The sequence below is a fragment of the Brachybacterium halotolerans genome, from assembly GCF_016623465.1.
Lineage (GTDB): Bacteria > Actinomycetota > Actinomycetes > Actinomycetales > Dermabacteraceae > Brachybacterium > Brachybacterium halotolerans.
The window spans coordinates 424,472-449,911 of the sequence record NZ_JAEDAJ010000003.1; the positions used below are offsets into that span (position 1 = coordinate 424,472).

Below are 25,440 nucleotides of genomic sequence, written 5' to 3' on the forward strand. Positions count from 1 at the left end.
CGTTATGGCTGCCACCAGTGCCGTCCCGACCGCCCCGCTGCAGACCTCCGGGGTCGCGCCCGACGCCGCCCGGCGTCGGCGGAAGAAGAGCGAGCGCCGCTTCCAGAGCCCGGCCGACGTCATCGTGTTCGTGGTCCTCTGCCTGGGCGCGTTCACCATGCTGCTGCCGCTCGTGTGGATGCTCTCGACCTCCCTGAAGACCCAGGAGAACGTGTTCGCGCTGCCCCCGCAGTGGATCCCGAAGCCCGCCGAATGGTCGAACTACCTCCGGGTGTGGGAGGCCGGGCCGTTGCTGCACGGCATCGTGAACTCCGCGATCGTCTCCCTGACCGTGATCACGGTGGGCACGGTGACCTCGTGCTTCGCCGCCTATGCCTTCTCGAAGATGCGGATCCCCGGCAAGAACGCCCTGTTCCTCGCGCTGCTGGGCGGGATCATGATCCCGTTCCCCGCACTGATGATCCCCACCTTCATGCTGTTCTCGAAGATCGGGTGGGTCGACACCCTGCTGCCGCTCATCGTCCCCGGCCTGTTCGGGAACCTGATGATGGTGTTCTTCCTGCGCCAGTACCTGATGAGCGTGCCCGACTCCCTCATCGAGGCCGCCGTGATCGACGGGGCGAACCATCCGCAGATCTTCTGGCGGATCGTGCTGCCGCTGATCCGTCCCGCGATCGCCGCCCAGGTGATCCTGTGGTTCATGGGCACCTGGAACGACTACCTGGGCCCGATCATCTACCTGAACTCGGAGAACGTGCACACCCTGCAGCTGGTGATCGCGAACTTCAACGCGACCTACGCGGTGGAGACCGACTACCCGCTGATCATGGCCGCCTCGATCATCGCGCTCGTGCCCGTGCTCGCCGTGTTCCTCGTGTTCCAGCGCCAGATCATCGAGTCGATCGCGCTGACCGGGAACAAGGGCTGAGCCGATGACGCCGGTGCGGGAGGAGCGGGCCGGGGCCGACGGGGCTGCCGGGGCCGCCGGGGTCGACAAGGCCGGCGGGCTGGGTGCGGCCGACGGGGAGGAAGCGCCCGGCGGGTCGGGCGCGCTGCACGGGGTGATGGCCGCGCTCGCCTGGCTGCCGCGGCTGCTCGCCCTCCACGTGGCCTGGGTGGTGCTGGTGCTCTGCGGCGGGGTGATCGGCGGGATCGCCCCTGCCACCGCGACCCTCGTATCCGTGCTCCGCGGAGACGTCCCGGGAGCCGACCCGTTCGAGGGCGACGGCGGGTTCGGCGGCGCGGCCCGTGCGGTGCTGGGCCGCTTCCGCGCGGAGCTCGGGCCCGCGAACGGTGCGGCAGGTCCGTTCCTCGTGATCGGCCTCGCCGCGGGAGCGAACCTCGCCCTGGGCATCGCCGGGGCGCTGCCGGCATGGGTCTTCCCGGCGGGTTTCGCGGCCGCGGGCATCCTCGGGGCGGTCAGCGTGCTCGCGCTCTTCCATGCGATCGCCCTGCACGTGCTGCGGCCCGACGCACCCTCGCCGATGCTGTGGCGCGGGGCCCTGGCCGGGACCGTGCTGCTGCCGACGGCGACCGTCTCCTGGACGATCACCCTGGTCGCGGCCGGGATCGTCTCGGCGATCATCCAGCCCGTCGGCCTACTGCTGGGAGGTGGGATCCTTGTCGCCGTGACCACCTTCGTCCTCGTGCGCTCCTGGCAGTCGCGGCTCGACGCCGCCACGGTGTGATGGCCGACGAGCGGGCCGCGCCGTCGGCCGGATCCGCGCGCCCGCGGAACGTGACGATGCGGGAGATCGCCGAGCGGCTCGGGGTGTCGATCAAGACCGTCTCCAACGTGGTCAACGAGCGGCCCAACGTGGGGTCAGCGACCCGTGAGCGCGTGCAGCAGGCGATCCGCGACCTCAACTACCGCCCACAGGTGGGCGCGCAGCAGATGCGCACCGGCACCAGCGGACTCATCACCCTGGCGATCCCGTCGCTGGCCGGCACCTACTTCTCCGAGCTCGCCCAGGCGTTCGCCGACGAGGCCCAGCGGCGACGGCGCAGCATCATGCTGCACAGCACCGCCGCCGGCCGCGACGAGGAGGCGAGCGTGCTCTCCGGATTCACCCGGGTCCTCGGCGACGGAGTCGTCTTCAACCCCCTGCTGATCGGCGAGGACGTCATCGCGGGACTGGGGCGGACCATCCAGCCGACGGTCTTCATCGGCGAGCACCTGGCCGAGGCCGCGCTGCCCGCCGGCAGCGACTACGTGCGCACCGACAACGAGCGCGCGGCGCACGACGCCACCGCGCATCTGCTCGGCCTGGGCCGCCGCCGCATCGCCTACCTGGGCATGCTGCCCACCACGGAGGCGCGGCAGGCCCACTCCACCAGTCGCCTGCGGCTGGGAGGCGTGCGCCGGGCGCTCACCGAGGCGGGAGCACCGGAACCCGTCGTCCCCACGGTCCCCACCTGGAGCCAGGAGGGTGGACTCAGCGCGGGGCGGGAGCTCATGGACGCGCACCCGGAGGTGGACGGGATCGTCTGCGGCAACGACGACCTCGCCCGCGGCGTGCTGCTGGGCCTGCGCATGGCCGGCATCGACGTGCCCGGGCAGGTCGCCGTCATCGGCTACGACAACATCCACGAGGCCGCCTTCACGACGCCGCCGCTGACCACGATCGATCCCGACAAGCAGGCGCTCGCCGCGACCGCTCTCGACCTGCTCATCGAACGGATCGGCGGCTACGACGGTCCCGCGCGCGTGATCGAGGCGCCCTACCGGCTGGTGGTGCGGGGGAGCGCGGGGTGACGGGAGGCTCGTGCGGGGCCCTTGGCACGCCGCCTCAGCGCTCGTGCACCCCACTCGCCCACGTCCCGATCCGCGCGATCTCCGCGGCGAGCTCCGGGGGCTCGATCACCTCGATCGGCAGGCCCAGCCATGCGAGCTGCATCGCGATCCAGGTGAGGTCCCGGGCGCCCGAGCGCAGGATGCACGCTTCCTCCCCGTCGGCCGTGATCGTGCCGGCGAAGGCGGGGATGCGCGGCGCGACCTCGCTCGCAGGGCGCAGGATCCGCACCCGGGCGCCGATCGGGTACGCGCCCACGCTGATCGACTCGCGCACGTAGGACTCGATGTCGGGGGTGGGGCGGGCGGTGAAGCGGAAGGTGCTCGCGCGCACCTCGTGCATGCGGTCCAGGCGGAAGGTGCGCCAGTCCTCGCGGTCGAGGTCCCAGGCGAACAGGTACCAGCGGCCCTGGATCGAGAGCACGCGGTAGGGCTCGAGGCGCCTCGTCGCGCGGTGGCCGTCGGCCCGCTCGTAGTCGACCCGCACCTGCACCCCGTCCCGCACGGCCCGCGTGAGCGTGACCAGGGTCGAGGAGAGGATGCCGCCGGCGCCCGCGTGCGGCTCCACGACGTGCAGGGCGTCGGTGATCGCCGAGACCTCGGCGCGCACGCTGGGAGGGAGGATCCCGTCGAGCTTCGCGAGCGCGCGCACGGCCTGCTCGCCGAGCCCGTCGATCCCCGATCCGGCCGCGAGCCGCAGGGCGACGGCGATCGCGGTCGCCTCGTCGCCCTCGAGCAGCAGGGGAGGCAGGGCCCGCCCGGCGCCCAGCTGGTAGCCGCCGCCGTGCCCGTTCGAGGCCAGCACCGGGTATCCCATGTCGCGCAGGCGGTCCACGTCGCGCCGCACCGACCGGGTGGTCACGCCCAGCTCGTCGGCGAGCTCGGGACCGGTCCACACGGTCCGCGACTGCAGCAGGTTCAGCAGGCGCAGGGTCCTGCGGGTCACGTCACTCATGGGAAGAGTCTGCACGAGATCGCGGACAGGAACTGTCCGCATGGGCGAGGAGCATCGGTTCTGCCGGTCGACGGGAACCGCCGTCGGTCGATCGCTCCGCCGTCCGGCGGACGTCCCGTCGGCGCCATGGCGCGCCGCACGACCCGAGGAGATCGAGATGTCCTTCCTGACCGCAGACGTGACCGACGAGTGCGACGCCCTCGCGACCTTCGCCTCCCAGCAGATCCGCCAGCTCGGGACGACCCTGCACGGCCTGACGCCCGAGCAGCTCGCCGCGACCCCGAGCGCCTCGGCCATGAGCCTCGGCGCCCTGGCCAGGCACGCCATCTTCGTCACCGAGAACATCCTCGGCGGCATCTGCGAGGCGCCGCAGCCCAGCACCGGCGCCGAGCGCAGCACCGAGCAGGCGCAGGCCGAGGGAACGGTCGACGCCGCGGCGCTGCGCGCCGACGACACCGCGCAGGGGCTCATCGACGCCCTCGAGGAGCAGGCCCGCTCCGCCGACTCCCTGCTGCGGAAGGTCGACCTCGACACCGACGTCCCGATTCCCGACGCCCCGTGGTTCACGGGCGCCGAGCACTGGAACAACCGCTGGAGCGCCCTGCACCTCATCGAGGAGCTCGCCCGGCACGCCGGGCACGCGGACATCATCCGCGAGAGCATCGACGGCAAGGGCACCTACGAGCTCAACGCCCTCGCCGAGGGCGGCACCTGGCCGCCCGAGGGCTGGTGAGAAGAATGGAGAGCACGATGAACGGCCAGCACGTGACCCTGTCCGAGCACGGGGACTACGACCAGACCACCACCCGCGGCGCCCTCCTCGCGCAGATCGAGGGGCACTGGGAGGACATCGCCCGGCCCCGCCTGGACGGCCTCACCGACGAGGAGTACTTCTACGACCCCACGCCCGAGACCGCCGGGCCGGCCTGGAGCGTGCACCCGCGCAGCGAGGTCCGCTCGGGCACGCAGGGCGGCAGCGGCGAGATGGTGATCGACTTCGAGTTCCCCGAGCCCACCCCGCCTCCCTTCACGACGATCGCCTGGCGGCTCGGGCACGTGATCGTGGGCGTGCTCGCCATGCGCAGCCACGGCCACTTCGACGGGCCCGAGGTCGACTACTTCAGCTGGGACTACGCGGGCGGCGCGCAGGACGCCCTGGCCCAGCTCGATGCCGAGTACGCACGCTGGGTCACCGGGCTGCGCTCCTGGAGCGAGGAGGACTTCTCCCCTCCCTGCGGTCCCGCCGAGGGCCCGTACGCCGACCACCCGCGGGCAGCGATCGTCGCCCACATCAACCGCGAGCTCATCCACCACCTCGCCGAGATCGCGCTGCTGCGCGACCTGTACGCGCACCGGGGCTGAGCTAAGGCGCGGGCGCGGGTGCGGGCCCGGGTCCGGGCGCGGCTTCGGATCAGCGCAGCACGTCCGCGGCCGACGGCGCAGGGATCTCGGCGTCGAAGGGGAGCATCGGCCGGGTGATCCGGCGGTGGCCCAGCCGCACGAGGTCCTGGTCGACCCCGCCCGGGGTCAGCGCCATCATCCAGTCGGCCGCCGCGGCGTGCTGGTCGGGCTCGAGGTACCCCATCTTCACGACCACCACGTCGGCCACGGTCATCGTCAGGCCCAGGCGCGCGAACATCGCCTCGGTCGAGAACTGCGCACGGCGCGAGGTGACGACGAGCCGCAGCCCTGTCGGCCGCAGCCCAGTCGACCGCTGGCTCGTCGGCCGCAGCTCCGGCGACCGCGGCTCCGACGGTGACTCGCCTCCCGCCGGCGCGAGCACCCGCAGCACCGCCGCGACGCCGGTCGCGGGGGAGTGGTCGAGCGCCTCGACCTCGATGTGCAGCGGCACGGGACCGGGGTCGCGGGCATCGATGCGTCCGCCGACGACGACGTCCCCGCGCCGGCCGACGCCCAGCTCGGCCGCGCGCCCCGCCGTCTCGGGATCGACGATCGAGACCAGCAGCGCGGTGACCTCGCCCGCGCGGATCTCCGGCCGCGAGGCGAGCGCGGCGAGGCACCCGGTGGTGTCGTCGGCCCCGCCCGCGCCGGGGTTGTCCCCGGAGTCCGAGATCCAGAACGGCCGCGCAGGGGAGGCGATCGCCGTATCCAGGCACTCCTCGAGCGTGCCGGTGGGAGCGACGAACACGAACTCGTGCCGGGTCTCCCAGATCGCGGTCGCGAGCTCGAGGGCGGCGGCGTCGACCGCCTCGCCGTCGGCCCCGAAGGCGACGACCGCCGCCTGGCAGCGGGGCTCGTCGGCCCAGGCGAAGCCGATCCAGTACGAGACGTCGGTGACGCCCTCGCGGGCGGCGAGCTCCGGGATCCGCGCATACAGCGAGGCCGCGGGCTCGACGCGGGTCGAGGTCATCTCCCCGGGCAGCAGGATCGGCACGTGCACGAGCGCTCGATGGGGCTTCGGGGCCGGGAGGCCGTCGGGCGCGGCTGCGAGCGCGTCCAGGAGGCTGCGCACGGCGCGCTCGCGGGTCTCGGCGACGTCGACGTGCGGAGCCGTGCGGTAGCAGGTCAGCTGGTCGCAGCCCGCGAAGAGGGCCGGCGAGACGTTCCCGTGCAGGTCCATCGAGGTGCCCACGAGCACGTCCTCGCCGATCACCTCGCGGATCGCCGTGATCAGCGCGCCTTCGGCGTCGTCCATGCCGCGCACGCTCATGGCGCCGTGGATGTCGAACCAGAGGGCGTCCAGCGAGGCACCGTCGGATCCGGAGACGAGCGCGGCGAGGCCCTCGAGGATCTCCGCGCGCCAGGCCTCGAAGTCCTCGCGGTCCAGCGGCCCGCCGGGAAGGGCGCCGGCGTGCAGCACGCCGTGCCACGCGGCCGCCTCGCGCAGCGGCGATCCCGCGGCGAGGAACGGGTGGCGATCGAGCACGGCGTCGCCCCGGCGCACGTCGAAGTCGGCGGCGGTCGACACGTACGGCGTGAAGGTCGAGGACTCGATGTGGATCCCGCAGACCGCGATCCGCGGGAGGGCAGTACCCGCCGCGGCGTGCGGACGCGTGCTGGAGGGTTCGTGGGGCATCGGTGCTCCGTGATCGTCGTGCGAAGTGGCGCGGATGGCGGGGAGGCGTGGACTGCGGGGCGAGGCGTCGAGAGGTGCGGGACGGATCGACCCGTGCGGCGGGCCGCGGGACGGCGGTGACCCCGCGCACGCCGGCGTCCTACGATCCTTCCATGAACGAGCGCCTCGCCCTCCTGCCCCGGGGTCTGATGATCCTCGTCGGCCTCGCGGCGATCTGGCTCGTGCTCGAGGGGATGCAGGAGGTCGCGGGCCTGGTCGTGCCCGTGTTCCTCGCCCTGAACCTGCTGATCGCGGTCCAGCCCCTCGCCCGCGGGATCGAGCGCCTGGGCGCGCCCCGGATCCTGGGGTCGGTCGCCGCGATGCTCACCGTGCTCCTCGCGCTCGCCGTCTTCTTCCTCGCGATCGGCTGGTCGATCTCCCAGCTGGTCGGGCAGCTGCCCCGGTACGGCACGGAGTTCAACGCGCTGCTGCAGAGCAGCCTGGACCGCCTCGCCGGCTGGGGAGTCGGCCAGGACCAGATCGACCAGTGGCTCTCCGACTTCAACTTCTCGAGCCTCTTCGGACTGCTGAACCAGGCGCTCAGCTCGCTGGGCGCGCTCGGCGGACTGCTCGCGGCGGCCGTCGCCACCATCGTCTTCTTCGGTCTGGACGCGGCGGGCCTGCCCGAGCGCCTCGACGTGGTGCGCCGGACCCACCCCCGCGCCCACCACGCACTGCTGGACTTCGCGCACTCGGTGCGGACCTACTGGCTGGTCACCACCGCTTTCGGCGCCGTCGTCGCGGTGATCGACGGGCTCGCCCTGTGGACTCTCGGCGTGCCGCTGCCCGGGGTCTGGGCCGTGCTGCTGTTCCTGTGCAACTACATCCCGAACATCGGCTTCATCTTCGCGATGATCCCGCCCACGCTCATGGCGCTGCTCGCCCAGGGCCCGTGGACCGCGGTCGCGGTGGTCGCGCTCTGCGTCGCGGTCGCCATGATCCTCCAGGGACTCGTGCAGCCGCGGGTCACCGGGCACGCCGTGGGACTCTCCGCGAGCGTCTCGTTCCTGTCGGTGCTGTTCTGGTCCTGGGTGCTCGGCGCCGCCGGAGCGCTGCTGTCGGTGCCGATGACGCTGCTGGTCAAGGAGCTGTTCGTCGACTCCGACCCGCAGGCGCGGTGGCTGAACGCATTCCTCGCCGACTCGCCGCGGGCGGCGGAGGAGTCCCCGGCGGATCGGATCGCGGCGAGCGGGGCCGACGGGGCGGAGCACGGTGGGACGACCGGCGGGGCGGAGCCGGAGGAGACGGCCGACGGGGCGGAGCCGGGCGTTGCCGGACATGACGAGAGGACCGACGCGGACTGATCCGTCGGCCCCGCATCTCGCTCCGGGGCGGCGTCAGAGCGCGGGGTCCTGCGGGTCGTCGGCCGCCACTGCGAGCTGCCAGGTGACGCCGAAGCGGTCCTGGACCCAGCCGAAGGGGCCGAAGCCGTAGTCGTCCAGGGGCATCAGGGCCATGCCGCCCTCGACGAGTGCGCCGAACACACGCTCCTGCTCGGCGGCGTCGGCGCAGTCGATCCACAGCGAGACGCCCGGGGTCATGTCCCAGCCGTGCCTGATGAGGGTGTCGCTCAGGCGCAGGCGCTGACCCGCGACGATCTCGATCTCGGCGAGCTGGACGGCCTCCGCCGGATCATCCAGGGCCTCGAGGCCGGGCGCACCCTCGGGCCACGCCTGGTGGCTGACCACGCGGCCCTCGTCGAACAGGCTCGTGTACAGGGCGATCGCCTCGGCGGCGTGCTGGCCGCGCGCGGGCTGGAGCGTGAGGAACGGGAGCATGCGGCGCATCGGGGCCTCCGGTGGTGGGACGCGATTCCGGGCGGATCAGATGTCCAGTATGGGCGCTCGGCACCCGGGCGCTCCCGCTTCGCCTCCGTTCGTCCGCGGGCTCGCCCCGCAGGACTGCACGATGGCCAGGATCTATGGCGAGATCGGGCGATTCCTGTCATAGATCCTGGCCATCGTCGTTCCCGGCGCGCACGCAGTTCCTACCGCGGATGCCGCTTCCGTCGTTCCTGCCGCGCACGCCGTGCGCGGCAGGAGGTATCGGCAGGCCGGGCGGGGAGCGGGAGCGTGACCGGAGGGCCCGGCGTCAGCGCGCGAGCGCCGACTGCTCGAGGGCGGTCGCGTCCAGGACGGCGCGCGCCCAGGCGGGATCGTCCGTGGTGAGGGTGTCGACGCCGATCTCGGCCGCGAAGACGACCGCGTCCGGGTCGTTGAGCGTCCACGCGTTCAGCGCCATGCCCGCTTCCTGCGCGCGGACCACGTCGTGCTCGCGCAGGTTCGTGAGCGTGAGGCCGAAGGTGCGCGCGCCGATCCTGGTCGCGTACTGCCAGTCGTCCTCCGTGGGCGTCTTCGTGATCAGGCCGATCGCCTGTCGCGGAGCGACCTCGCGCAGCGTCTCGAGCACCTCGCGCAGGAACGAGATCACCACGACCCGGTCCCTGCCCGACGGCTCGACCAGCGCGTGCACCCCGGGGGCGAGGCCGGGACTCTCGACGTCGGTCAGCAGTGCGTCCTCGTCGGACGACGCGCTCCCCTCCACGGGCGACGACCGGACGGCGGCGCCCGCCCCGTCCCCGGCTCGGGCGAGCAGCAGGCGCGCGACGGGCTCGGCCGCCGTGGGGGCCTTCACCTCGAGCAGGAGCGGGACCTGCGCGTCGGCCGCGAGGTCGAGGACCTCTTCGAGATAGGGGACAGGCTGGTCCGTCCCCTCCCGGCCGCCGCCCACGCGCACGTCGGCCAGATCCGCGGCGGTGAGCTCCGCGATCGCACCCGAGCGGCGCGGCGAGTCCTCCGAGACGGTGCGGTCGATGCGGGCGTCGTGCATGACCACGAGGCGTCCGTCGCCGCTCAGGTGCACGTCGCACTCGAGCACGTCGGCGCCGTCGGCGATCGCACGGCGGAAGGAGACCAGGGTGTTCTCGGGCAGGACGTCCTTCGCGCCGCGGTGCCCGACGATCAGCGGCGGCATCAGCCGAGCACCTTCTCGATGTCCTCACGATTGTCGTCCAGGGTCTCCTGGAGCTTCGGTGCGAGGGCGTCGAGCACGGGCTTCGCCTCCTTGTTGTCCCCGTAGACCTGGGCCATCGCGGCGGCGATCTCGGTGACGGCGCCCTGGAACCAGTTCGTGCGATCGGCGGTGTGGGCGTTCTCCAGCTGGTCGAGGGCGACCTTGAAGTTCGGGTCCTCCTTCACGAGGTCCTTGACGATCTTCGTGTCCTGGGCGGCCTTCACGATCGGCACGTAGCCACTGCCCTTGTGCCACTGCGCGGAGTTCTCCGGCTCGGCGAGGAAGCGGAACAGCTCCGCGCACGCGTCCTGGCGATCCTTCGAGTCCGAGCGCACGATCGAGAGGCCGCTGCCGCCGGTGGGAACCTTGGTGGGCGCGTTGACCTGGCCCAGCATGAACGCGGCGCCCACCTCGAAGTCCGCCTCGTCGGTGAATCCGCGCAGGGAGGCCGTCGAGCCGCGGGTGCCGGCGGAGATCCCGGTCGTGAAGTCCGTGCCGGAGGCCTTCGCCATGTACGCGAACTTGTCCTCGTGGATGAACGTGCGCTGCCACTCGAGCCACTCGACGCCCGCGTCCTGGTTGATCGTGACCTCGAAGTCCTTGGAGTTCTGGCCGCCGAAGGCCCAGATGTCGGCCTGGCCGAACCACTCGTCGGCCGAGCTGAAGGTCATCGATGCCATCGGCTTGCCGTCGACCTGGACCTTCGTGATCTCGGGAGCGAACTCGGCGAGCTCGTCCCAGGTCTTCGGGCCCTCCTCGGGCAGGCCGAGCTTCTTGTAGAGCGTCTTGTTGTAGTAGAACAGCGGGTTCGAGCGGGCGAAGGGCACCACATAGGTGCTGCCGGCGGCCTTGCCCTCGCCCACGTAGTTGGGCAGGTAGACGTCGAGGTTCCACGAATCGTCGAAGTAGTCGTCCAGCGGCGCGAGGGCGCTCGAGAAGTAGAACTGCAGCCACTGCATCTCGGGGAAGCAGACGATGTCCGGCACGGCCTTGGCCTGCAGGGACGCCGTGAACTTCTGGTTCAGGTCCGCGTAGGAGCCCTGGGACTCGCTGATCGCGACGATGTCGTCCTGCGACTCGTTGAACGTCGTGAACAGCTTCTGGACCTCGGCGTAGAGGTTCCCGGTGAAGGGCGCCCAGAACAGGATCGCGGTGCGGCCCTTGTACTTCGCGGGGACCTCCATGTCGGCCTGCGAGAAGCCGTCGCGCACGGGATCGGAGGCGTCGTCGGAGCCGCCGGGGGCGCCACAGGCCGCGGCGCCGAGGCCCACGGCTCCCAGGCCGAGGCCCGCCAACAGGGAGCGCCGGCTGGGTGCCGCCAGGCGGCGGGACGGAGTGAGGAGCGAACGGGACATGGCAGAGCCTCCAGGAGTGCGGGAGTGGGTCATGTGCGGGTGGGTGCGATCGGGGACGGACAGGTCACTTGAGCGCCCCGGCGGCCATGCCGCCGATGATGCGGCGCTGGGCCAGGAAGAACAGCAGGAGCATCGGGGCGGCCGCGATGACGGTGCCCGCGAGCAGCGCGCCCCAGTTCGTGTAGCCCTCCTGGCTGCGCAGGAAGAGCAGGCCGATGGGCAGGGTGCGCATCGAGGCGGTCGAGGTGACGATCAGCGGCCACACGTACTCGTTCCACTTCCCCACCAGCACGATCAGGGTCGCGGTGAGGATCATCGGCCAGCTCATGGGGACGACGATGAGCACCATGCGGCGCAGATGGCCGGCGCCGTCGACCTCGGCGGCCTGCAGGATCTCGGGGTCGATGGTGCGCATCTGCTGGTACAGCAGGAACATCGCGAACGCCGAGCCGATGCCCGGCAGGATCAGGCCCTGATAGGTGTTCAGCCAGCCCAGGTTCCCCACGGTGATGTAGTTGACGATCAGGGTGACGTGGCCGGGCAGCATCATCGAGCCGATGAGGAACAGGAACAGGAAGCGCTTGATCCGGAAGTGCACGAACGCGAAGGCGTAGGCGCAGAGGATCGCGTTGAACATCTCCAGGGCCGTGCCCACCGAGGTCGTGATCACCGAGTTCACGAGGAACCGGTCGAAGGGAGCGGCGGTCCAGGCGGCCCGGAAGTTCTCCAGGTGCAGCGAGGTGGGGAACCACTTCAGCGGCCAGGAGTAGATGTCCGAGTTCGACTTCACGGCCCCGCTGAACAGCCAGTAGATCGGGACCAGGAACACCAGCAGCGAGGCGATGACGAGGATCGTCAGCACGATCGTCTGCCAGAGCGGCCGACGGACGGCGCCGGCGGTGCGGCCCTGCGGTCGGCTGCGGCCCGGGAGCAGGCGGGAGAGCGGGCCGGGAGTGCGCGCGGTGGTGGTCATGACGCGTAGTTCACCTTCTTCTCGCCGAAGCGGACCTGCATGAACGTGAGCACCAGCAGCAGGACCAGCAGCACCGTCGCGGCGGAGGAGGCCTTGCCGATGTCGAACTTCTGGAAGGCCTCCTCGTAGATCATCCAGCTGAGGGTGGAGGAGGAGATCCCGGGCCCGCCATTGGTGAGGATGGAGATCAGGTCGAAGGCCTGCGCCGCCGCGATCACCCCGGTCACCGACAGGAAGAAGGTGATGGGGCTGAGCAGCGGGAGCACCATGTGGCGCAGCATCTTCACGCCGTGGGCGCCGTCCAGCGAGGCCGCCTCGAGGATGTCCTTGGGGAGGTCGAGGATCGCCGTGTAGTAGATGACGGTGACGAAGCCGAGGCGCTGCCAGAGGTAGGCGACGGTGACTGCGGCCAGCGACCAGTCCGAGGTGGTCGTCCACTGCGGGGAGTCCATCCCGACCAGGTTGAACAGGAAGCGGGAGAGGCCGAAGCTCGGATCGAACATGAACAGCCACAGCATGCCGACGGCGGCGCCCGGGAGCATGTGCGGAGCGAAGGCGAACGTGCGCACCATCCCGGTGAACGGCACCTTCGTGGCCAGCAGCGTGCCCAGCAGCACGCCTCCCACGAGCGATCCGACCACGGTGACCGTGGTGAACACGAGCGTGTTCAGCATGACCGACCAGAACTCCGGGTCGGTGAACAGGTCGATGTAGTTCTCCAGGCCCACCCACTCGGGCATCGGCGCGACCAGGTCCCAGTCCATGAAGCTCAGCACGATGTTGTAGATCGCCGGCCAGTAGGAGAAGACGAGGATCGCCGCGAGGTTCGGCAGGATCAGCACGCAGAACAGCAGGCTCTCGCGGATCAGCCGACGGCGGCGCACGGGGCTCATCGGCCGACGGCGCAGCGGCGGCCGGGAGGCGGCCCGTCCGGCGTCGGCCCCCGTCTCCCCGGCATCCGGGGCCGTGGGAGCCGGCGGTGAGAGGACGGCGGACCGACCGGCCGTCGTGGCGGGGACAGCGGCGGAGGAGGACATGCGGGGCTCCTCGGGATCAGGGGACGAAGAGGGGTCTCGACGCGCCTCGCGGATCGCTGCGGAGATGCCCAGGACGGTGCGCGCCATACGTCGGCGGCCGGTCCGGGCACCTGCTCCCGGTGGCTTCCGGAGGCGGGCTCCGGGGCGAGGCGATCTCACCGTAGGAAGGGCGGGGAGGACGGGCAATGTTCGCGAACGAGGCGTGACGAGGCGGTGGCCTGGACATGGAACGCCAGGTGAGAGCGCTCCCAAAGGCGAGGTGAGGGGCACGCGGGCATCGCGGGCGCCCGGTTCGGGGGCCGACGTCGGCACGGGTTCACGCAGAGTTCCGGAGACGTTGAGGCGAACGCCGCGCGCCCGACCCGGGCGCACCTCGGACCGGTTCCGTGGTGTCACCCGGGCGCCATGTGCTCGTCGTGGAGCTGTGATGGGGGCCGTGCAGAGTGCCGTCGACCCCTCTCCACCGGAGGACAGAAGATGCAGCCCTCGCCGTACCGGTCGCAGGATCCCGGGGGACCCGCGCGTTCGTCGGAACAGCCGGCGCAGCCGTCGGAATCGCCCTCATGGGCACCGCCGTCGTCGTCCCCGAACGCGTCGTCCTCGCCCACGTCGTCCTCGGGCCCGTCGGCCGCGCCCTCGCCGTCCCCGCGCCCGACGGCAGCACCCGCGCGCCCCACCTCGACCATGGACGACGTGGCCCGGCGCGCCGGCGTCTCGCGCTCGACGGTCTCGCGGGTGTTCCAACCCGGATCGAGCGTCTCCGATGACGCGAAGATCCGCGTCCACGAGGCCGCGCGCGAGCTCGGCTACGTGCCGAACCTCGTCGCGGGCGGGCTCGCGGGCGGGCTCACTCAGCGCACCGTGCTGGGTCTCGTCGTCCGCGACGCCACGAACCCCGCCTATGGACTGCTCATCGGCTCCCTGCAGGCCGCCGCGCAGGAGCGCGGGCGCCACCTCATCAGCGTCTCCGCCTTCCCCCACGAGTACGGCCCCGAAGAGGTCGCGGGGCTGCGGCGGCTCGTGGGCATGCGCGTGGCCGGGGCTTTCGTCGCCACGGGAGTGACTCCTCCCGAGGATATCGTCGCGGCGAACGCCTCGGTCCCGGTGATGGTCGTGGGCCGTCCCAACGACGATCCTCGCTTGGAGTCCATCAGCTACGACGAGGCCGCCCACGGCCGGATGATGGCCGATCGGATCCTCGCCCTCGGTCACCGCCGGGTGGGACTGCTCGTCGCGCCCGTGCTCTACTCGCGCGTGTTCGAGCTGCGCATGCGCAGCGTGCGGGAGCGGCTGCACGAGCGGGGGGCGGTGGTGCGCGAGATCGACCTGCTGCCCGTGCGGACCGGTGTCGCCGCCGCTCTCGATGCTGCGGCCGGCGAGAGCCTGACCTGCATCGTCGCTCCCGTCGACTACGCGGCTCTCGAGCTCTGGCGCGCGGCCCGCACGCGGGGTGTGCGGATCGGGGAGGACGTCCACCTGGTCGGCTTCGACGGCATCAGCGACGGACTCGACCTGCTGGGCCTCACGACCGTCCGCCTGCCGATCGAAGCCGTGGCGCGCGAGGCCCTGGAGAGGATGGTCGAGCTCACGGACGCGGAAGAGCGGTGCGTCCGGGACGGAGTCGACGGAGTCGACGGGGCCGGAGGGCCGGCGCGGCACGTGCTGCGCGTCGGACGGCTCATGGAGGGGAGCTCGCTCGGTCCCGTGGGGTGACGCGCGTGCCGGGGACGGCGGGGCCGGCCGATCGCGGTCGTCCTGCTCGCGGTGCTGGCTCTCGCAGGGGGAGTGGTCGTGGTGGGGCGGAGCGCCGACGTGCCGTCCCGATGTCACCTATGAACCGGTTTCTCGGATTCGTTCTCCTCGGGCGCGATGACGCATCAAGATGTGTGCATGCGCAGTGCCGCGCATGCAGGTGTCACCTGCTGCAGCCCGTGGAGGAGTACGTCATGAGCTTCGAGGAAGCGATCGCTGATCTGGCGGCGAAGATCCGCACCCAGTCGTCGTCCATACAGACCGAGGAGGCGACGAAGAACGCGTTCATCATGCCGTTCATATCCCGTGTGCTGGGCTACGACGTCTTCAACCCCCTGGAGGTGGTCCCTGAGTTCACCGCGGACCACGGGACGAAGAAGGGGGAGAAGGTCGACTACGCGATCATGAAGGAGGGTGAGGTCCAGATCCTCATCGAGTGCAAGCGGATCGGGGACGGGCTCGACATCAAGCACGCCTCGCAGCTCTTCCGGTACTTCTCGGTGACGAACGCGCGCATCGGCGTGCTCACCAATGGCCAGGTCTTCAACTTCTACACGGACCTGGACGCCCCGAACATCATGGACGAGCGTCCTTTCCTGGTCCTGGACATGCTCGACATCGACGAGACGACCCTTCCCGAGCTGAAGAAGCTCACGAAGGAGACCTTCAACCTCGACTCGGTGATCAGCTCCGCGGAGGAGCTGAAGTACGTCGGCGCGCTGAAGCGCCAGGTGGCCGAGGAGTTCCGGGACCCCTCACCCGAGTGGGTCAAGCTCCTGATGGGTCGCGTCTCGGACCGTCGGGGAACCGTGGACAACATCCGTCAGTTCACCGAGCTCACCGAGAAGGCGACGCGGCAGTTCCTCAAGGAGCAGGTGAACGCCCGACTCAAGACCGCGCTCGGGGACACGGAGCCTGCGGTGCCGGATGTCGCGGATGCTGCGGGTGCCGAGGCTCCGGGCACGAGCGGGGAAGCTCCCGAGACCGAGGCACCCGTCAAGGGCGACGTGGTGACCACCGAGGAGGAGCTCGCGGGATACCAGGTGGTGAAGGCGATCGCCTGCAGCGAGGTCAAGCCGCAGCGGGTCACGCAGCGCGACTCGAAGTCCTACTTCGCCGTCCTCCTCGACGACAACAACCGCCGCACCATCGCCAGGCTCTGGTTCAACGGGAAGAACACGAAGCACATCGGGCTGTTCGACGAGAACAAGGTCGAGACCCGCCACCGCATCGAGGACGTCGACGACATCTACGCCCACGCGGAGACGATCCGGGAGACGGTGCGGCGCTTCACGGCATGACGCCGTTCGCTCTCGCGCGAGCGAATCGAGCAGTCGCTGAGGGGCGGAGAGAGAGGATCTCGCTCCTCCCCTCACCGACCGTATCGACGACTGGTCGGAGAGCGCGTTCTCGCTCGCATCGAAGGGCTCCGCCTCCACGTCCTGGTGCCCAGAGATTGACGCGGGCCGCCGTTCACGGGCGATGCTTGGCAGGATCGGACGGCAATGCCCGATCGGCGGCCGGAGCCGCAGCATGCTTCGGGGGGGGCAGCGTCCGATCGTCGGCCCGCCCGCCGAGCGACCACGTCCCAGGAGGACCATGACCACCGCGCCCGATGCCCCCGTCCTCTCCTTCGAGGACGTCACCTTCCAGCGCTCCGGGAAGCTCATACTGCCCGGCGTGACCTTCGCGATCGGCCGGGGGGAGCACTGGGTGATGCTGGGCGCGAACGGCGCCGGCAAGAGCACGATCCTCGGTCTTGCGGGAGGGAACGCGCACCCCACGAGCGGCGCCGTCGGCATCCTCGGGGACCAGGTGGGCCGCGTCGAGCTGCGGGCCCTGCGCGAGCGCATCGGGCACGTCGACCCGCGACACCTGGTGCGCTCGCCGCTCACCATCGAGGAGGTCGTGCTCACCGGCTTCACCGGCACCGCCGAGAAGATGATGCGCTGGGCCCCGGAGCCGTCGCAGGTCGATCGGGCCCGCGAGCTCATGGACACGCTGGGCCTGGGCGCCAAGCGCGAGTCGACCTGGCCCACGCTCTCCCAGGGCGAGCGCGGCCGCGCGCTCATCGCCAGGGCGCTCGTCACCGATCCCGAGCTGCTGCTCCTGGACGAGCCCACGACGGGCTTGGACGTCGCCGCCCGCGAACAGCTCATGGAGACCTTCGAGGTGCTCCCCGGCACCCATCCGGGTCTCACATCGCTGCTGGTCACGCATCATCTCGAGGAGATCCCGACGACCGTCACCCACGCGCTGCTGCTGCGGGACGGCGTCCCCAGCGCGCACGGCCCGATCAGGGACGTGCTCACCACCGAGGCGGTCTCCGCGGCCTTCGACCATCCGATCGCCGTGCGTCACGAGGACGGCCGCTGGAGCGCGCGCTCCATCCGGCGGTGAGGGAACCGGCGGTGGTCCTTCGTCTCATGCGACCAGTGAGGTGAGAGCTTCGGCGACGCTCTCCCGATCGATGGTGCGATGGGCGAAGTCGAGCGCGGGGTGTTCTCCGACCCGGATGCCGCGTCGCGCGTGGCGGAGCAGCTCGACGTCGTTCACGTCGTTGCCGACGGCGGTGTACGAGCCGTCGAGGATGCCGAGACGGCGCAGCGCGGAGTGCTTGGTGACGCCGCTCGGCGCCACGTCGATCAGGTGCTCGTCGGGATGGACGGACACGGTCAGGCCGGTGCCTCTCAGCTGCTGGATGACCTGGGGATCCTCGGTGAACAGCACCGCCTTCGCGTAGTCGGGGAGCGCGCTGCGCGGCACATTGCGGGCGAGCCGTCCGGCGTCGAGCTGGCGGAAGATGCGGTGCTGCTCGTCGCCCGTGAACGAGTAGTCCCAGGGCCCGTCCACGAGCGCGGGCAGGGAGCGCGCATCGATGATCCCGTCGAGCAGGGCCCTGGCGGGGACGGAGAATCCGATCACCTCGACGTCCGCGTGCTGTGCACGCCGCACGAAGGCACCGTTCCCGCCGATCAGGGCGCTGCCGGCGAGCTCCTCCGGGAGCACGGGCAGCAGGTCGCGCACCGGACGCGCGGAGGCGAAGACCAGAGGGCGCCGCTCGCGGACGCGGAGCAGGGCCTCGACGATGCCGGCAGCGAGGGTGCGGCCGTCGAAGCAGAGGGTGCCGTCGACGTCGAGCACCACGGGCTCATCGACGGCACCGCCCCCGTCGCCCATGCCGTCCCCGTCGGCGATGTCATGGGCCGGCCTATGCGGGACATCTCTGCCAGATATGGCAGAGACGTCCCGCATACGCCGCTCGGCGACCGCCCCCCTCCGGCGCAGTCGATGCTCGCCGGCGACGTGCTCCTGGCGGGGCCGGTGCGCGTCCGCCCTGCCGTCCCAGTCGGCCCAGTCCGCCTTGCCGTCCCTGTCGGCCCAGTCCGCCCCGTCGGCCCTGGCGGCCCCGCCTGGTTCGTCGCCAGCCGCGATCACGGCACCCGGTGGCCCGCCGCGCGGAACAGCTCGTACCACTCGGCGCGGGTGAGCGGCAGCTCCGAGCCCGCGGCCGAGTCGCTGACGCGCTGAGGCGTGGTGGTGCCGAGCACGACCTGCATGTTCGCCGGGTGCCGGGTGATCCAGCCGGTCGCGATCGCCTCGGGGGCGACGCCGTACTTCGCGGCGAGGCGGTCCACCACGGCGTTGAGCTCCGGGTAGTTGTCGTTGCCCAGGAAGACTCCGTCGAAGAAGCCGCCCTGGAAGGGTGACCAGGCCTGCACCGTGATGTCGTTCAGGCGGCAGTAGTCGAGAATGCCGCCGCCGTCCAGGACGTTGGACTGCTCCTCGCCGCTCATGTTCGCGGCGATGCCCTGCGCGATGATCGGCGAGTGCGTGATCGACAGCTGCAGCTGGTTGGCCACGAGCGGGCGGGTCACCGAGCGCTTGAGCAGGTCGATCTGGCGGGGCGTGTGGTTCGAGACGCCGAAGGCGCGCACCTTGCCGGAAGCGTGCAGGTCGTCGAAGGCGCGGGCCACCTCGTCGGGCTCCACGAGCGCATCGGGACGGTGCAGCAGCAGGATGTCGATGTAGTCGGTGCGCAGCGCCTTCAGCGACCCCTCGACCGACTCGATCAGGTGCTCGTAGGAGTAGTCGAAGTAGGGGCCGTCGGTGACGATCCCGGCCTTCGTCTGGATGGTGATCTCGGAGCGCTCGTTCGCGTTCAGGTGCATCGCCTCGGCGAAGCGCCGCTCGCACAGGTGGTCGCCGCCGTAGATGTCGGCGTGGTCGAAGAAGTCGATGCCCGCGTCGCGGGCGGTGTTCACGAGGGTGCGGATCTCCTCGTCGGACTTGTCGTTGATCCGCATGAGGCCCAGCACCACGTTCGGTGCCGTGACCTCGGTGCCGGGAAGGGGGAAATGCTTCATCGCAGGGGCTCCTTGGTTCTCGGGGGACCGGTGCGGCGGAGCCGACCGGCATGGTGAAGCGGATCGAACAGCCTGATGGCGGGTGGCCGCGGCCGCCCGCGTCAGGACTCGGGACAGGACTGGAGATCGGCGGCCGAGAACCAGTTCTGGGTCTGGGCGTCGATGCGGACCAGGTAGCGGTCCTTCTTCTGGTCGATGTGGACGATCGTGCCGACGTTGCCGGTCATCGTCGTCCCGGTGAGCTGCACGGTCTGGCCGATGCTGAACTCGCTCATGGTGCCCTCGCCTTCGTCGGGGCGGTCAGGGTACAGCCCGCAGATCACGATGGAGTCGGCGCGCCCCGGCCGGTCTCCGGGCTCCTCGGCAGGCGGGGGCGGAGGAGCGGGCCCGGCCGGCCGAGGGGATCCGCGAGTGCGGGCCCCGTCGGCGTGGCCGGGAACGTGCCTCGCGACGCAGGCGTCAGTTGAACTCGAGCGGGTGGGTGCCCACGCGGCCCGAGCCGTCGCCCGCGTCGAGGGCGTCGATCGCGGCGACCTCGTCGGCCGACAGCTCGAAGCCGAAGACGTCGAAGTTCTGCTCCATGCGCTCGCGATGCGTGGACTTCGGGAACACGATGAAACCGCGCTGCAGGTGCCAGCGGATGACGACCTGCGCGGGGGTGACGCCGTGCGCGGAGGCCGCATCGGCCACGGAGGACTCCTCGAACAGCGGGTACTTGCCCTGGCCCAGCGGGCCCCAGGACTCGATGTGCATCCCGTTCTTGCCGGCCCACTCGAGCACGTCGCGCTGCTGGAGCGCGGGGTGCAGCTCGATCTGGTCGACGGCCGGCACGACGCCGGTCTCCTGCACGAGGCGGTCGAGGTGCTCGGGCAGGTGGTTCGAGACGCCGACGGAGCGGGAGAGGCCTTGGTCGCGGATCTCCAGCAGCTTCTGCCAGGCGTTGACGTAGGTGTCCTTCTCGGGGGTGGGCCAATGCGTGAGGTAGAGGTCCACGTACTCGAGCCCGAGCTTCTCGAGGCTCTCGCGGATCGCCGCGTGCGGCTCCTCGCCGGCCTGGCGGTCGTTCCACAGCTTGGTGGTCACGAACAGCTCGTCGCGCGGGATGCCGCTCGTGGCGATCGCGGCGCCCACGCCTTCCTCGTTGCCGTAGATGGCGGCGGTGTCGATGTGGCGGTAGCCGACCTCGAGTGCGCTGGTCACGGCCTTCTCGGCCTCGTCGGCCGGGACCTTGAAGACGCCGAAGCCGAGCTGGGGAATCGTGTGTCCGGAGTTGAGTTCGATCGTGGGAACAGTCATGGGCTCGAGCCTAGGAAGCCTCGATATATAAGTCCAACAGCTGGCAGCGATGCCATTCATGGCGCGGGCTGGTAGATGAGAGGATGGGCCGGGCCGGCGGAGGGGCCGGGCCGCCGGAGGGGCCGGGCCGGCGGATGGGCCGGGCCGAACCCGGCACATCGGCGATGGACACGAGGGATGCGAGGCGGAGATGGACCTGAGGCAGATGGAGTACGTGGTGGCGCTCGCCGACGAGCGGCACTTCACCCGCGCGGCCGAGCTCGCGGGGATCTCGCAGTCGGGGCTCAGCAGCGCGATCCGCGGACTCGAGCAGGAGCTCGGCACCGCCCTGTTCGACCGCACCACCCGGAGGGTCGAGCCCACCGCCGCCGGGTTCGCGCTGCTCCCGCACGCCCGCGCACTCCTCGAGGAGGCCGCGCGCGCTCGCGAGGCCGTGATGCGCGTCGGCCCCGCGATCAGCGGCTCCCTGCGCGTGGGCGCCGAGCAGTGCCTGGGGCTCGTGGACGTCTCCGCCCTGCTCTCGACCTTCCACCAGCGCCACCCGGGGGTCGCCACCGAGTTCGCTCAGGCCGGTTCCCACGAGCTGGTGGGGGCGGTGCGCGAGGGCGAGCTCGACGTCGCCTTCGTCGCGACCGATCGGCACCTCGGCGCGCTGCGCCACACGTTCCTGGGCGGGGAGCCGCTCGTGCTCGTCGTCCCGCCCGATCACCGCCTCGCCCGACGCGCGACCCTGCGCTGGGAGATGCTCGACGGCGCCGACTTCGTCGACTTCTCCGAGACCTGGGGCGTGCGCACCATGAACGACGACCTGCTGGCGACCCACGGCGTGCACCGCCGCGTGCGCTGCAGCGTCAACGACGTGCACACCCTGCTGGACCTCGTGACCCGCGGGCTCGGCGTCGCGATCGTCCCCGCGCACGTCGCGCGGAAGCCGCAGGCGGCCACGCTGGTGACCCGCGAGCTCCCGGGCGCCGCCCAGCCCAGCTGGTCCGTGAGCGCCATCTGCCCGCTCGCCCCGGCGGCCGACGCCGCGTCGGCGCTCCTGCTCGAGCTGCTCGGGGAGACGCCGACCTGCGAGGACGAGCCCCGCACGGACGAGACCTGCATGGACGCGCCTCGCGAGGACGCGCCGCGCGACATCGCCCCCGCCCTCGAGCAGGGCGTTCCGGTCACTGCGTGAGAGTCGCGGAGAAGGTCTTGCGGTACTCGGCGGGCGAGGTGCCCAGCGCGCGACGGAAGTGCAGCCGCAGGTTCGCCCCCGTGCCGAGGCCCGCGCGCGAGGCGATCTGATCGATCGGCAGGTCGCTGTCCTCGAGCAGGCGGCGCGCCAGGTCCACCCGGGCGCCCAGGATCCAGCGGTGCGGAGGGCGTCCGGTCTCCTCAACGAAGCGGCGCTCGAAGGTCCGACGGGACATCCGGGCGCGGTCGGCCATCTGCTGGGTGGTGAGGTCGTCGTCGAGATGCGCGAGCGCCCACGTCCTCACCTCCTCGAGCTCCTCTCCGCCCGCGACGGGCATCCAGCCGGTGGGCTGGTACTGCGCCTGGCCGCCGGCGCGGCGGGGTGAGGCCACCAGTCGCCGCGCGATCTCGTTGGCCGTCCGGGGCCCCAGGTCCTTGCGCACGATGTAGAGGCACAGATCGAGGCCGGCCGCGACCCCGGCCGAGGTGAGCACGCTGCCCTCGTCGACGAACAGCACGTTCGGGTCCACGTCCACGTCCGGGTGGGTCCTCGCGAGCTGCGCCGCCGCGTCCCAGTGGGTCGTCGCGCGCCGCCCGCTCAGCAGGCCGGCGTCGGCCAGTGCGAACGCGCCGTAGCAGATCGACACCAGGCGTGCTCCGCGCTCATGGGCCGCCACCAGCGCTTCGCGCACGGGCGCGGAGACCTGACGATCCGGGGGCGAATAGCCCGGGACGACGATCGTGTCGGCGCTCCCGAGGGCTTCCAACCCCCGCTCCACCTGGTACGAGAGTCCGGAGGCCGCCGCCACCGCGCCGGGGTGCTCGGCGCAGATGCTCAGCGCGTACGGGACGCCCGGGCGGTCGATGAAGACCTGCAGCGGGATCCCGACGTCGAGGGGCAGCGCTCCGGGCATCACGAGCACGGCGACCTCGTGCCGGGTCCGGAGGTCCGACGGTTCGTGAACGCTCATGGCGCAATCCTTGCACAGGGCGGCATCTCTGCCACTGTCGAAGCGGGTGTCGGCCTTCGCAGGATGGGGTCCGTCGGCCGCCGACGAAGAGCGCAGGCGCCGACGAGAACCCGAGAAGCACACCGAGAGGACCCTGATCACCGTGCCGTCGATGCCCCGATGGGCCGCCTGCTGCGTGTCCGTGCTCGCCTTCCTGGCGGCGATGGCCGCCGCGGGGGCGCCGAGCGTCCTGCTGAGCTACGACCAGGAGGCCTGGGGGTACTCGGACGGCGCGCTCACGGGCGCCTTCGCCGTCTATGCGCTGACTCTCCTCGTCGCGCTGCTGACCTGCGGATCGCTCTCGGACCACCTCGGGCGCCGCCCGGTGGCGGTGGGCTCCCTGCTGCTCACGGCGGTGGCGCTGATCCTCTTCCTGCGTGCGGACACCATCGGGGGCCTCGTCCTCGCGCGGGCCGTGCAGGGCGCGGCGATCGGCGTCGCGACCGCCGCGCTGAGCGCGTCGATCGTGGAGCTCGCGCCCGACCGGCACCGGCGGCTCGCGCAGACGGCGGTCAGCCTGACCACCGCCGGCGGGCTCGGGATCGGCGTGGTGGTGGCGGGGATCGCGATCGACGCGGCGCCCGCCCCGAACGCGGCCCTGTTCGGCATCGCGCTCGCCGTCGTCCTCTCCTCCGTCGTGCTCCTGCTGTTCTCGCCGGAGACCGTCACACCCCGCCCCGGCGCCGCGGCATCGCTGGTCCCGCGGATCCGCATCCCCGGGGCGGTGCGCGCTCGCTTCCTCCGGCTCGCGCCCGGGCTCGTCGCCATCTGGATGTCCGCGGGGCTGATCCTGGGCCTCGGAGGATCCCTCGCCAGCAGCGTGCTGCATCTGGGGGTCGGCCTGCCCTCGGCGCTGATCGTCGCGACGCAGCCGCTCGTCGCCACGCTCTGCACGCTCGTGCTCGCCCCGCGCATCGGGCCGCGCGCGCTCGTGCCGGGCGGGTACGGCGCGGTGATGCTCGGCGTCCTGGCCGAGTGCGCCTCCTTCGCGTCGGGCAGCGCGGCCCTGGTGATCGCGGGGGCGCTCGTCACCGGCGTGGGCTACGGGGCGGTCTTCTCCGCGACCCTTCGCCTCCTGCTCCCCGATGTGCGGCCCCACGAGCGCGGCGGGTTCTTCGCGGCGTTCTACATCGTCGGCTACCTCGCCTACGGTGCCTCGGCCCTCTGCGCGGGCCTGCTCAGCGACCTCATCGGGCTCGGCGCCGCCGGCGTGGTCTACGCCGTGGCGACCGTCGCCGTCGCCGCCCTGGCCCTGTGCGCCTGGCTCGTCCCGGGGCGCTGCGCCCCGCACCGCAGGCCGCCCGCGGAGCAGCCCGTTCCCGCGCCCCGGTGAGTCCGTCGGCGCCGGCCATCAGCACCGCCCACCGCATCCGCGCCGCCCGATTCGCACCACCGCATCTGCCCCATCGCGTCCGGTCCGCGCCGTCTCCGCCGAGGAGGCGGGCGCCCCGGGAGAGGAAGCACCGCACCATGGCAACGACACCGCCCGCACTCCGCTTCACGACTTTGCTGTTCCCGCAGGTCACACAGCTGGATCTCACCGGTCCCACGCAGGTATTCGCGGGCCTGCCGGGCGCCGTCGTGGATCTGGCGTGGCACCGGCGCGAGCCCGTCCCCACCGACGCCGGCTTCTCCCTGCTCCCCACCGTCGCCTTCGAGGAGGCGGAGCAGGCCGACGTCCTCATGATCCCCGGCGGGCAGGGCGCCTTCGACACCCTCGAGGACCCCGTCGCGCTCGACTTCGTGTGGCGCCAGGCTGCGGGCGCCCGCTTCGTGACGAGCGTGTGCACCGGCGCGTTCGTGCTCGGGGTGATAGGCCTCCTCCAGGGCCGACGCGCCACGACGCATTGGGCGGTGCACCCGCTGCTGCGCCACCTGGGCGCGATCCCCGTGCGAGAGCGCGTGGTGCGGGACGGCGAGCTGTTCACAGGGGGAGGGGTGACCAGCGGGATAGATTTCGCGCTGGCCCTCGCCGCGGAGATCTATGGGGCCGACGTCGCCCAGGGCGTCCAGCTCGCCATGGAGTACGACCCGCAGCCGCCGTTCGACGCCGGATCGCCCGGCGCGCCGGAAGCCGACCCCGCGCACGTCGAGGCGGTCATGCGCAGCGCCCGGCACAGCCGCGAGCCCCTCGTGCTGCGCGCAGCAGAGAGGCTCACCTCCGGAACCGAAGTGGCGGGCGCACCCGGACCGTCCGACGGGACGGCCCGGGGGCGATGAGCCGCTCCGGGACTAGGGCGAACGCGTGGCAACGGCCGATCCCGTGCAGCCGACTCGTCGGCCCCGCGCTCCTTCGAAGCGCGCGACGGGCACGGATGCGCCGCTGGCGCGTGTGCTGCGCTCGGCCGGTGATGTGCTCGGCAGTGGTCGGTCGCCTCGTGCTGTCGCGTCTCGCTGGCTTCAGCTATTGATAGGCTGTCTAAGTGTCCTTCCGAGGAGGACGGCATCCGCAGTCGACATGGGAAGAAGGAGATGTGCGATGAACGAGACCGTTGACGTCCCGACCCCGTCCGGAGCCGAGCGCACGCGGCCCGAGAACGCGGAGGGGGGCTTCCTGGCCTCCGATGCCCTGGCCAAGAACCTGCAGCGCGTGCTCGTGGAGCTCACTGCGCTCCACCTCGTGGGCAAGCAGGCCCA

24 protein-coding genes are annotated in these 25,440 nt (G+C 71.6%); 12 read left to right on the forward strand and 12 right to left on the reverse strand.

Annotation, left to right across the window (positions count from 1 at the left end; genetic code table 11):
- The first annotated feature begins 4 nt into the window (after nucleotides 1-4).
- Genes I8D64_RS08450 through I8D64_RS08460 form a run of 3 tightly spaced genes read left to right on the forward strand, consistent with a single transcriptional unit; the run spans nucleotide 5 to nucleotide 2,755 of the window.
- The gene (locus I8D64_RS08450; RefSeq protein WP_200502035.1) at nucleotides 5-928 is read left to right on the forward strand and encodes a carbohydrate ABC transporter permease; all 924 of its coding nucleotides are present in this window, start codon (nucleotides 5-7) and stop codon (nucleotides 926-928) included.
- A gap of 4 nt (nucleotides 929-932) precedes the next feature.
- Nucleotides 933-1,688 (forward strand): DUF624 domain-containing protein, encoded by a 756-nt coding sequence (locus I8D64_RS08455; RefSeq protein WP_200502036.1) that lies wholly within the window; start codon nucleotides 933-935, stop codon nucleotides 1,686-1,688.
- Complete coding sequence (locus tag I8D64_RS08460; RefSeq protein ID WP_200502037.1) at nucleotides 1,688-2,755, forward strand: LacI family DNA-binding transcriptional regulator; 1,068 nt, start codon at nucleotides 1,688-1,690, stop codon at nucleotides 2,753-2,755. Before I8D64_RS08455 ends, I8D64_RS08460 begins: the two co-directional genes overlap by 1 nt.
- Before the next feature lie 34 nt (nucleotides 2,756-2,789).
- On the opposite strand, the gene I8D64_RS08465 is transcribed toward I8D64_RS08460, so the two are convergent.
- Complete coding sequence (locus I8D64_RS08465; protein ID WP_200502038.1) at nucleotides 2,790-3,746, reverse strand: helix-turn-helix transcriptional regulator; 957 nt, start codon at nucleotides 3,744-3,746, stop codon at nucleotides 2,790-2,792.
- A 157-nt stretch (nucleotides 3,747-3,903) separates the two neighbouring features.
- Here I8D64_RS08465 and I8D64_RS08470 point away from each other — a divergent pair, with 157 nt between their 5' ends.
- Both I8D64_RS08470 and I8D64_RS08475 read left to right on the forward strand, forming a co-directional pair.
- Entirely contained in the window at nucleotides 3,904-4,479 is a 576-nt protein-coding gene (locus tag I8D64_RS08470) for a mycothiol transferase (RefSeq protein ID WP_200502039.1), read from the forward strand.
- A 17-nt stretch (nucleotides 4,480-4,496) separates the two neighbouring features.
- Complete coding sequence (locus tag I8D64_RS08475) at nucleotides 4,497-5,108, forward strand: DinB family protein (RefSeq protein ID WP_200502040.1); 612 nt, start codon at nucleotides 4,497-4,499, stop codon at nucleotides 5,106-5,108.
- Between the two features lie 49 nt (nucleotides 5,109-5,157).
- Here the strand turns inward: I8D64_RS08475 and I8D64_RS08480 are convergent, their stop codons facing one another.
- Nucleotides 5,158-6,783 carry a M81 family metallopeptidase gene (locus tag I8D64_RS08480; RefSeq protein ID WP_200502041.1) on the reverse strand — a complete coding sequence of 542 codons (1,626 nt, stop codon included), beginning with the start codon at nucleotides 6,781-6,783 and terminating at the stop codon, nucleotides 5,158-5,160.
- 152 nt (nucleotides 6,784-6,935) lie between these two features.
- Here I8D64_RS08480 and I8D64_RS08485 point away from each other — a divergent pair, with 152 nt between their 5' ends.
- The gene (locus I8D64_RS08485) at nucleotides 6,936-8,126 is read left to right on the forward strand and encodes an AI-2E family transporter (RefSeq protein ID WP_200502042.1); all 1,191 of its coding nucleotides are present in this window, start codon (nucleotides 6,936-6,938) and stop codon (nucleotides 8,124-8,126) included.
- 33 nt (nucleotides 8,127-8,159) lie between these two features.
- On the opposite strand, the gene I8D64_RS08490 is transcribed toward I8D64_RS08485, so the two are convergent.
- The 5 genes from I8D64_RS08490 to I8D64_RS08510 form a co-directional block, all read right to left on the reverse strand.
- Nucleotides 8,160-8,609 (reverse strand): VOC family protein, encoded by a 450-nt coding sequence (locus I8D64_RS08490; RefSeq protein WP_200502043.1) that lies wholly within the window; start codon nucleotides 8,607-8,609, stop codon nucleotides 8,160-8,162.
- 304 nt (nucleotides 8,610-8,913) lie between these two features.
- Nucleotides 8,914-9,795 (reverse strand): glycerophosphodiester phosphodiesterase, encoded by an 882-nt coding sequence (locus tag I8D64_RS08495; protein WP_200502044.1) that lies wholly within the window; start codon nucleotides 9,793-9,795, stop codon nucleotides 8,914-8,916.
- Nucleotides 9,795-11,189, reverse strand: coding sequence for an ABC transporter substrate-binding protein (locus I8D64_RS08500; RefSeq protein WP_200502045.1), 1,395 nt, complete (start codon nucleotides 11,187-11,189; stop codon nucleotides 9,795-9,797). Before I8D64_RS08500 ends, I8D64_RS08495 begins: the two co-directional genes overlap by 1 nt.
- A 64-nt stretch (nucleotides 11,190-11,253) precedes the next feature.
- A complete protein-coding gene (locus I8D64_RS08505; protein WP_200502046.1) occupies nucleotides 11,254-12,162 on the reverse strand; it encodes a carbohydrate ABC transporter permease in 909 nt (302 codons plus the stop codon).
- Complete coding sequence (locus I8D64_RS08510) at nucleotides 12,159-13,199, reverse strand: carbohydrate ABC transporter permease (RefSeq protein ID WP_200502047.1); 1,041 nt, start codon at nucleotides 13,197-13,199, stop codon at nucleotides 12,159-12,161. Before I8D64_RS08510 ends, I8D64_RS08505 begins: the two co-directional genes overlap by 4 nt.
- Nucleotides 13,200-13,883: 684 nt before the next feature.
- Between I8D64_RS08510 and I8D64_RS08515 the strand changes: the two genes are divergently transcribed.
- From I8D64_RS08515 to I8D64_RS08525, 3 genes are all read left to right on the forward strand, one after another.
- Nucleotides 13,884-14,912, forward strand: coding sequence for a LacI family DNA-binding transcriptional regulator (locus tag I8D64_RS08515; RefSeq protein WP_200502048.1), 1,029 nt, complete (start codon nucleotides 13,884-13,886; stop codon nucleotides 14,910-14,912).
- 233 nt (nucleotides 14,913-15,145) lie between these two features.
- Nucleotides 15,146-16,252: a type I restriction endonuclease gene (locus I8D64_RS08520; RefSeq protein ID WP_200502049.1), complete on the forward strand. Its 1,107-nt coding sequence runs from the start codon at nucleotides 15,146-15,148 to the stop codon at nucleotides 16,250-16,252.
- 298 nt (nucleotides 16,253-16,550) lie between these two features.
- Nucleotides 16,551-17,351, forward strand: coding sequence for an ABC transporter ATP-binding protein (locus tag I8D64_RS08525; protein WP_200502050.1), 801 nt, complete (start codon nucleotides 16,551-16,553; stop codon nucleotides 17,349-17,351).
- Nucleotides 17,352-17,375: 24 nt separating this feature from the next.
- On the opposite strand, the gene I8D64_RS08530 is transcribed toward I8D64_RS08525, so the two are convergent.
- From I8D64_RS08530 to I8D64_RS08545, 4 genes are all read right to left on the reverse strand, one after another.
- Nucleotides 17,376-18,131 (reverse strand): HAD hydrolase family protein, encoded by a 756-nt coding sequence (locus tag I8D64_RS08530; protein ID WP_200502051.1) that lies wholly within the window; start codon nucleotides 18,129-18,131, stop codon nucleotides 17,376-17,378.
- Between the two features lie 254 nt (nucleotides 18,132-18,385).
- Nucleotides 18,386-19,318, reverse strand: a complete 933-nt coding sequence (locus tag I8D64_RS08535; protein WP_200502052.1) for an aldo/keto reductase — start codon at nucleotides 19,316-19,318, stop codon at nucleotides 18,386-18,388.
- Nucleotides 19,319-19,419: 101 nt separating this feature from the next.
- On the reverse strand, nucleotides 19,420-19,593 hold the full coding sequence (locus I8D64_RS08540; RefSeq protein ID WP_200502053.1) for a tudor domain-containing protein: 174 nt from the start codon (nucleotides 19,591-19,593) through the stop codon (nucleotides 19,420-19,422).
- 184 nt (nucleotides 19,594-19,777) lie between these two features.
- Entirely contained in the window at nucleotides 19,778-20,614 is an 837-nt protein-coding gene (locus I8D64_RS08545) for an aldo/keto reductase (protein ID WP_200502054.1), read from the reverse strand.
- 190 nt (nucleotides 20,615-20,804) lie between these two features.
- On the opposite strand from I8D64_RS08545, the gene I8D64_RS08550 reads away from it, so the two are divergent.
- Nucleotides 20,805-21,794: a LysR family transcriptional regulator gene (locus I8D64_RS08550; RefSeq protein WP_246482852.1), complete on the forward strand. Its 990-nt coding sequence runs from the start codon at nucleotides 20,805-20,807 to the stop codon at nucleotides 21,792-21,794.
- On the opposite strand, the gene I8D64_RS08555 is transcribed toward I8D64_RS08550, so the two are convergent.
- Nucleotides 21,784-22,764: a GlxA family transcriptional regulator gene (locus I8D64_RS08555; protein ID WP_200502055.1), complete on the reverse strand. Its 981-nt coding sequence runs from the start codon at nucleotides 22,762-22,764 to the stop codon at nucleotides 21,784-21,786. The two genes, I8D64_RS08550 and I8D64_RS08555, sit on opposite strands and share 11 nt — an antisense overlap.
- A 151-nt stretch (nucleotides 22,765-22,915) precedes the next feature.
- Here I8D64_RS08555 and I8D64_RS08560 point away from each other — a divergent pair, with 151 nt between their 5' ends.
- Both I8D64_RS08560 and I8D64_RS08565 read left to right on the forward strand, forming a co-directional pair.
- Nucleotides 22,916-24,136, forward strand: a complete 1,221-nt coding sequence (locus I8D64_RS08560; RefSeq protein ID WP_200502056.1) for an MFS transporter — start codon at nucleotides 22,916-22,918, stop codon at nucleotides 24,134-24,136.
- A 137-nt stretch (nucleotides 24,137-24,273) separates the two neighbouring features.
- Nucleotides 24,274-25,023 (forward strand): DJ-1/PfpI family protein, encoded by a 750-nt coding sequence (locus tag I8D64_RS08565; protein ID WP_200502057.1) that lies wholly within the window; start codon nucleotides 24,274-24,276, stop codon nucleotides 25,021-25,023.
- Nucleotides 25,024-25,440 lie beyond the last annotated feature (417 nt).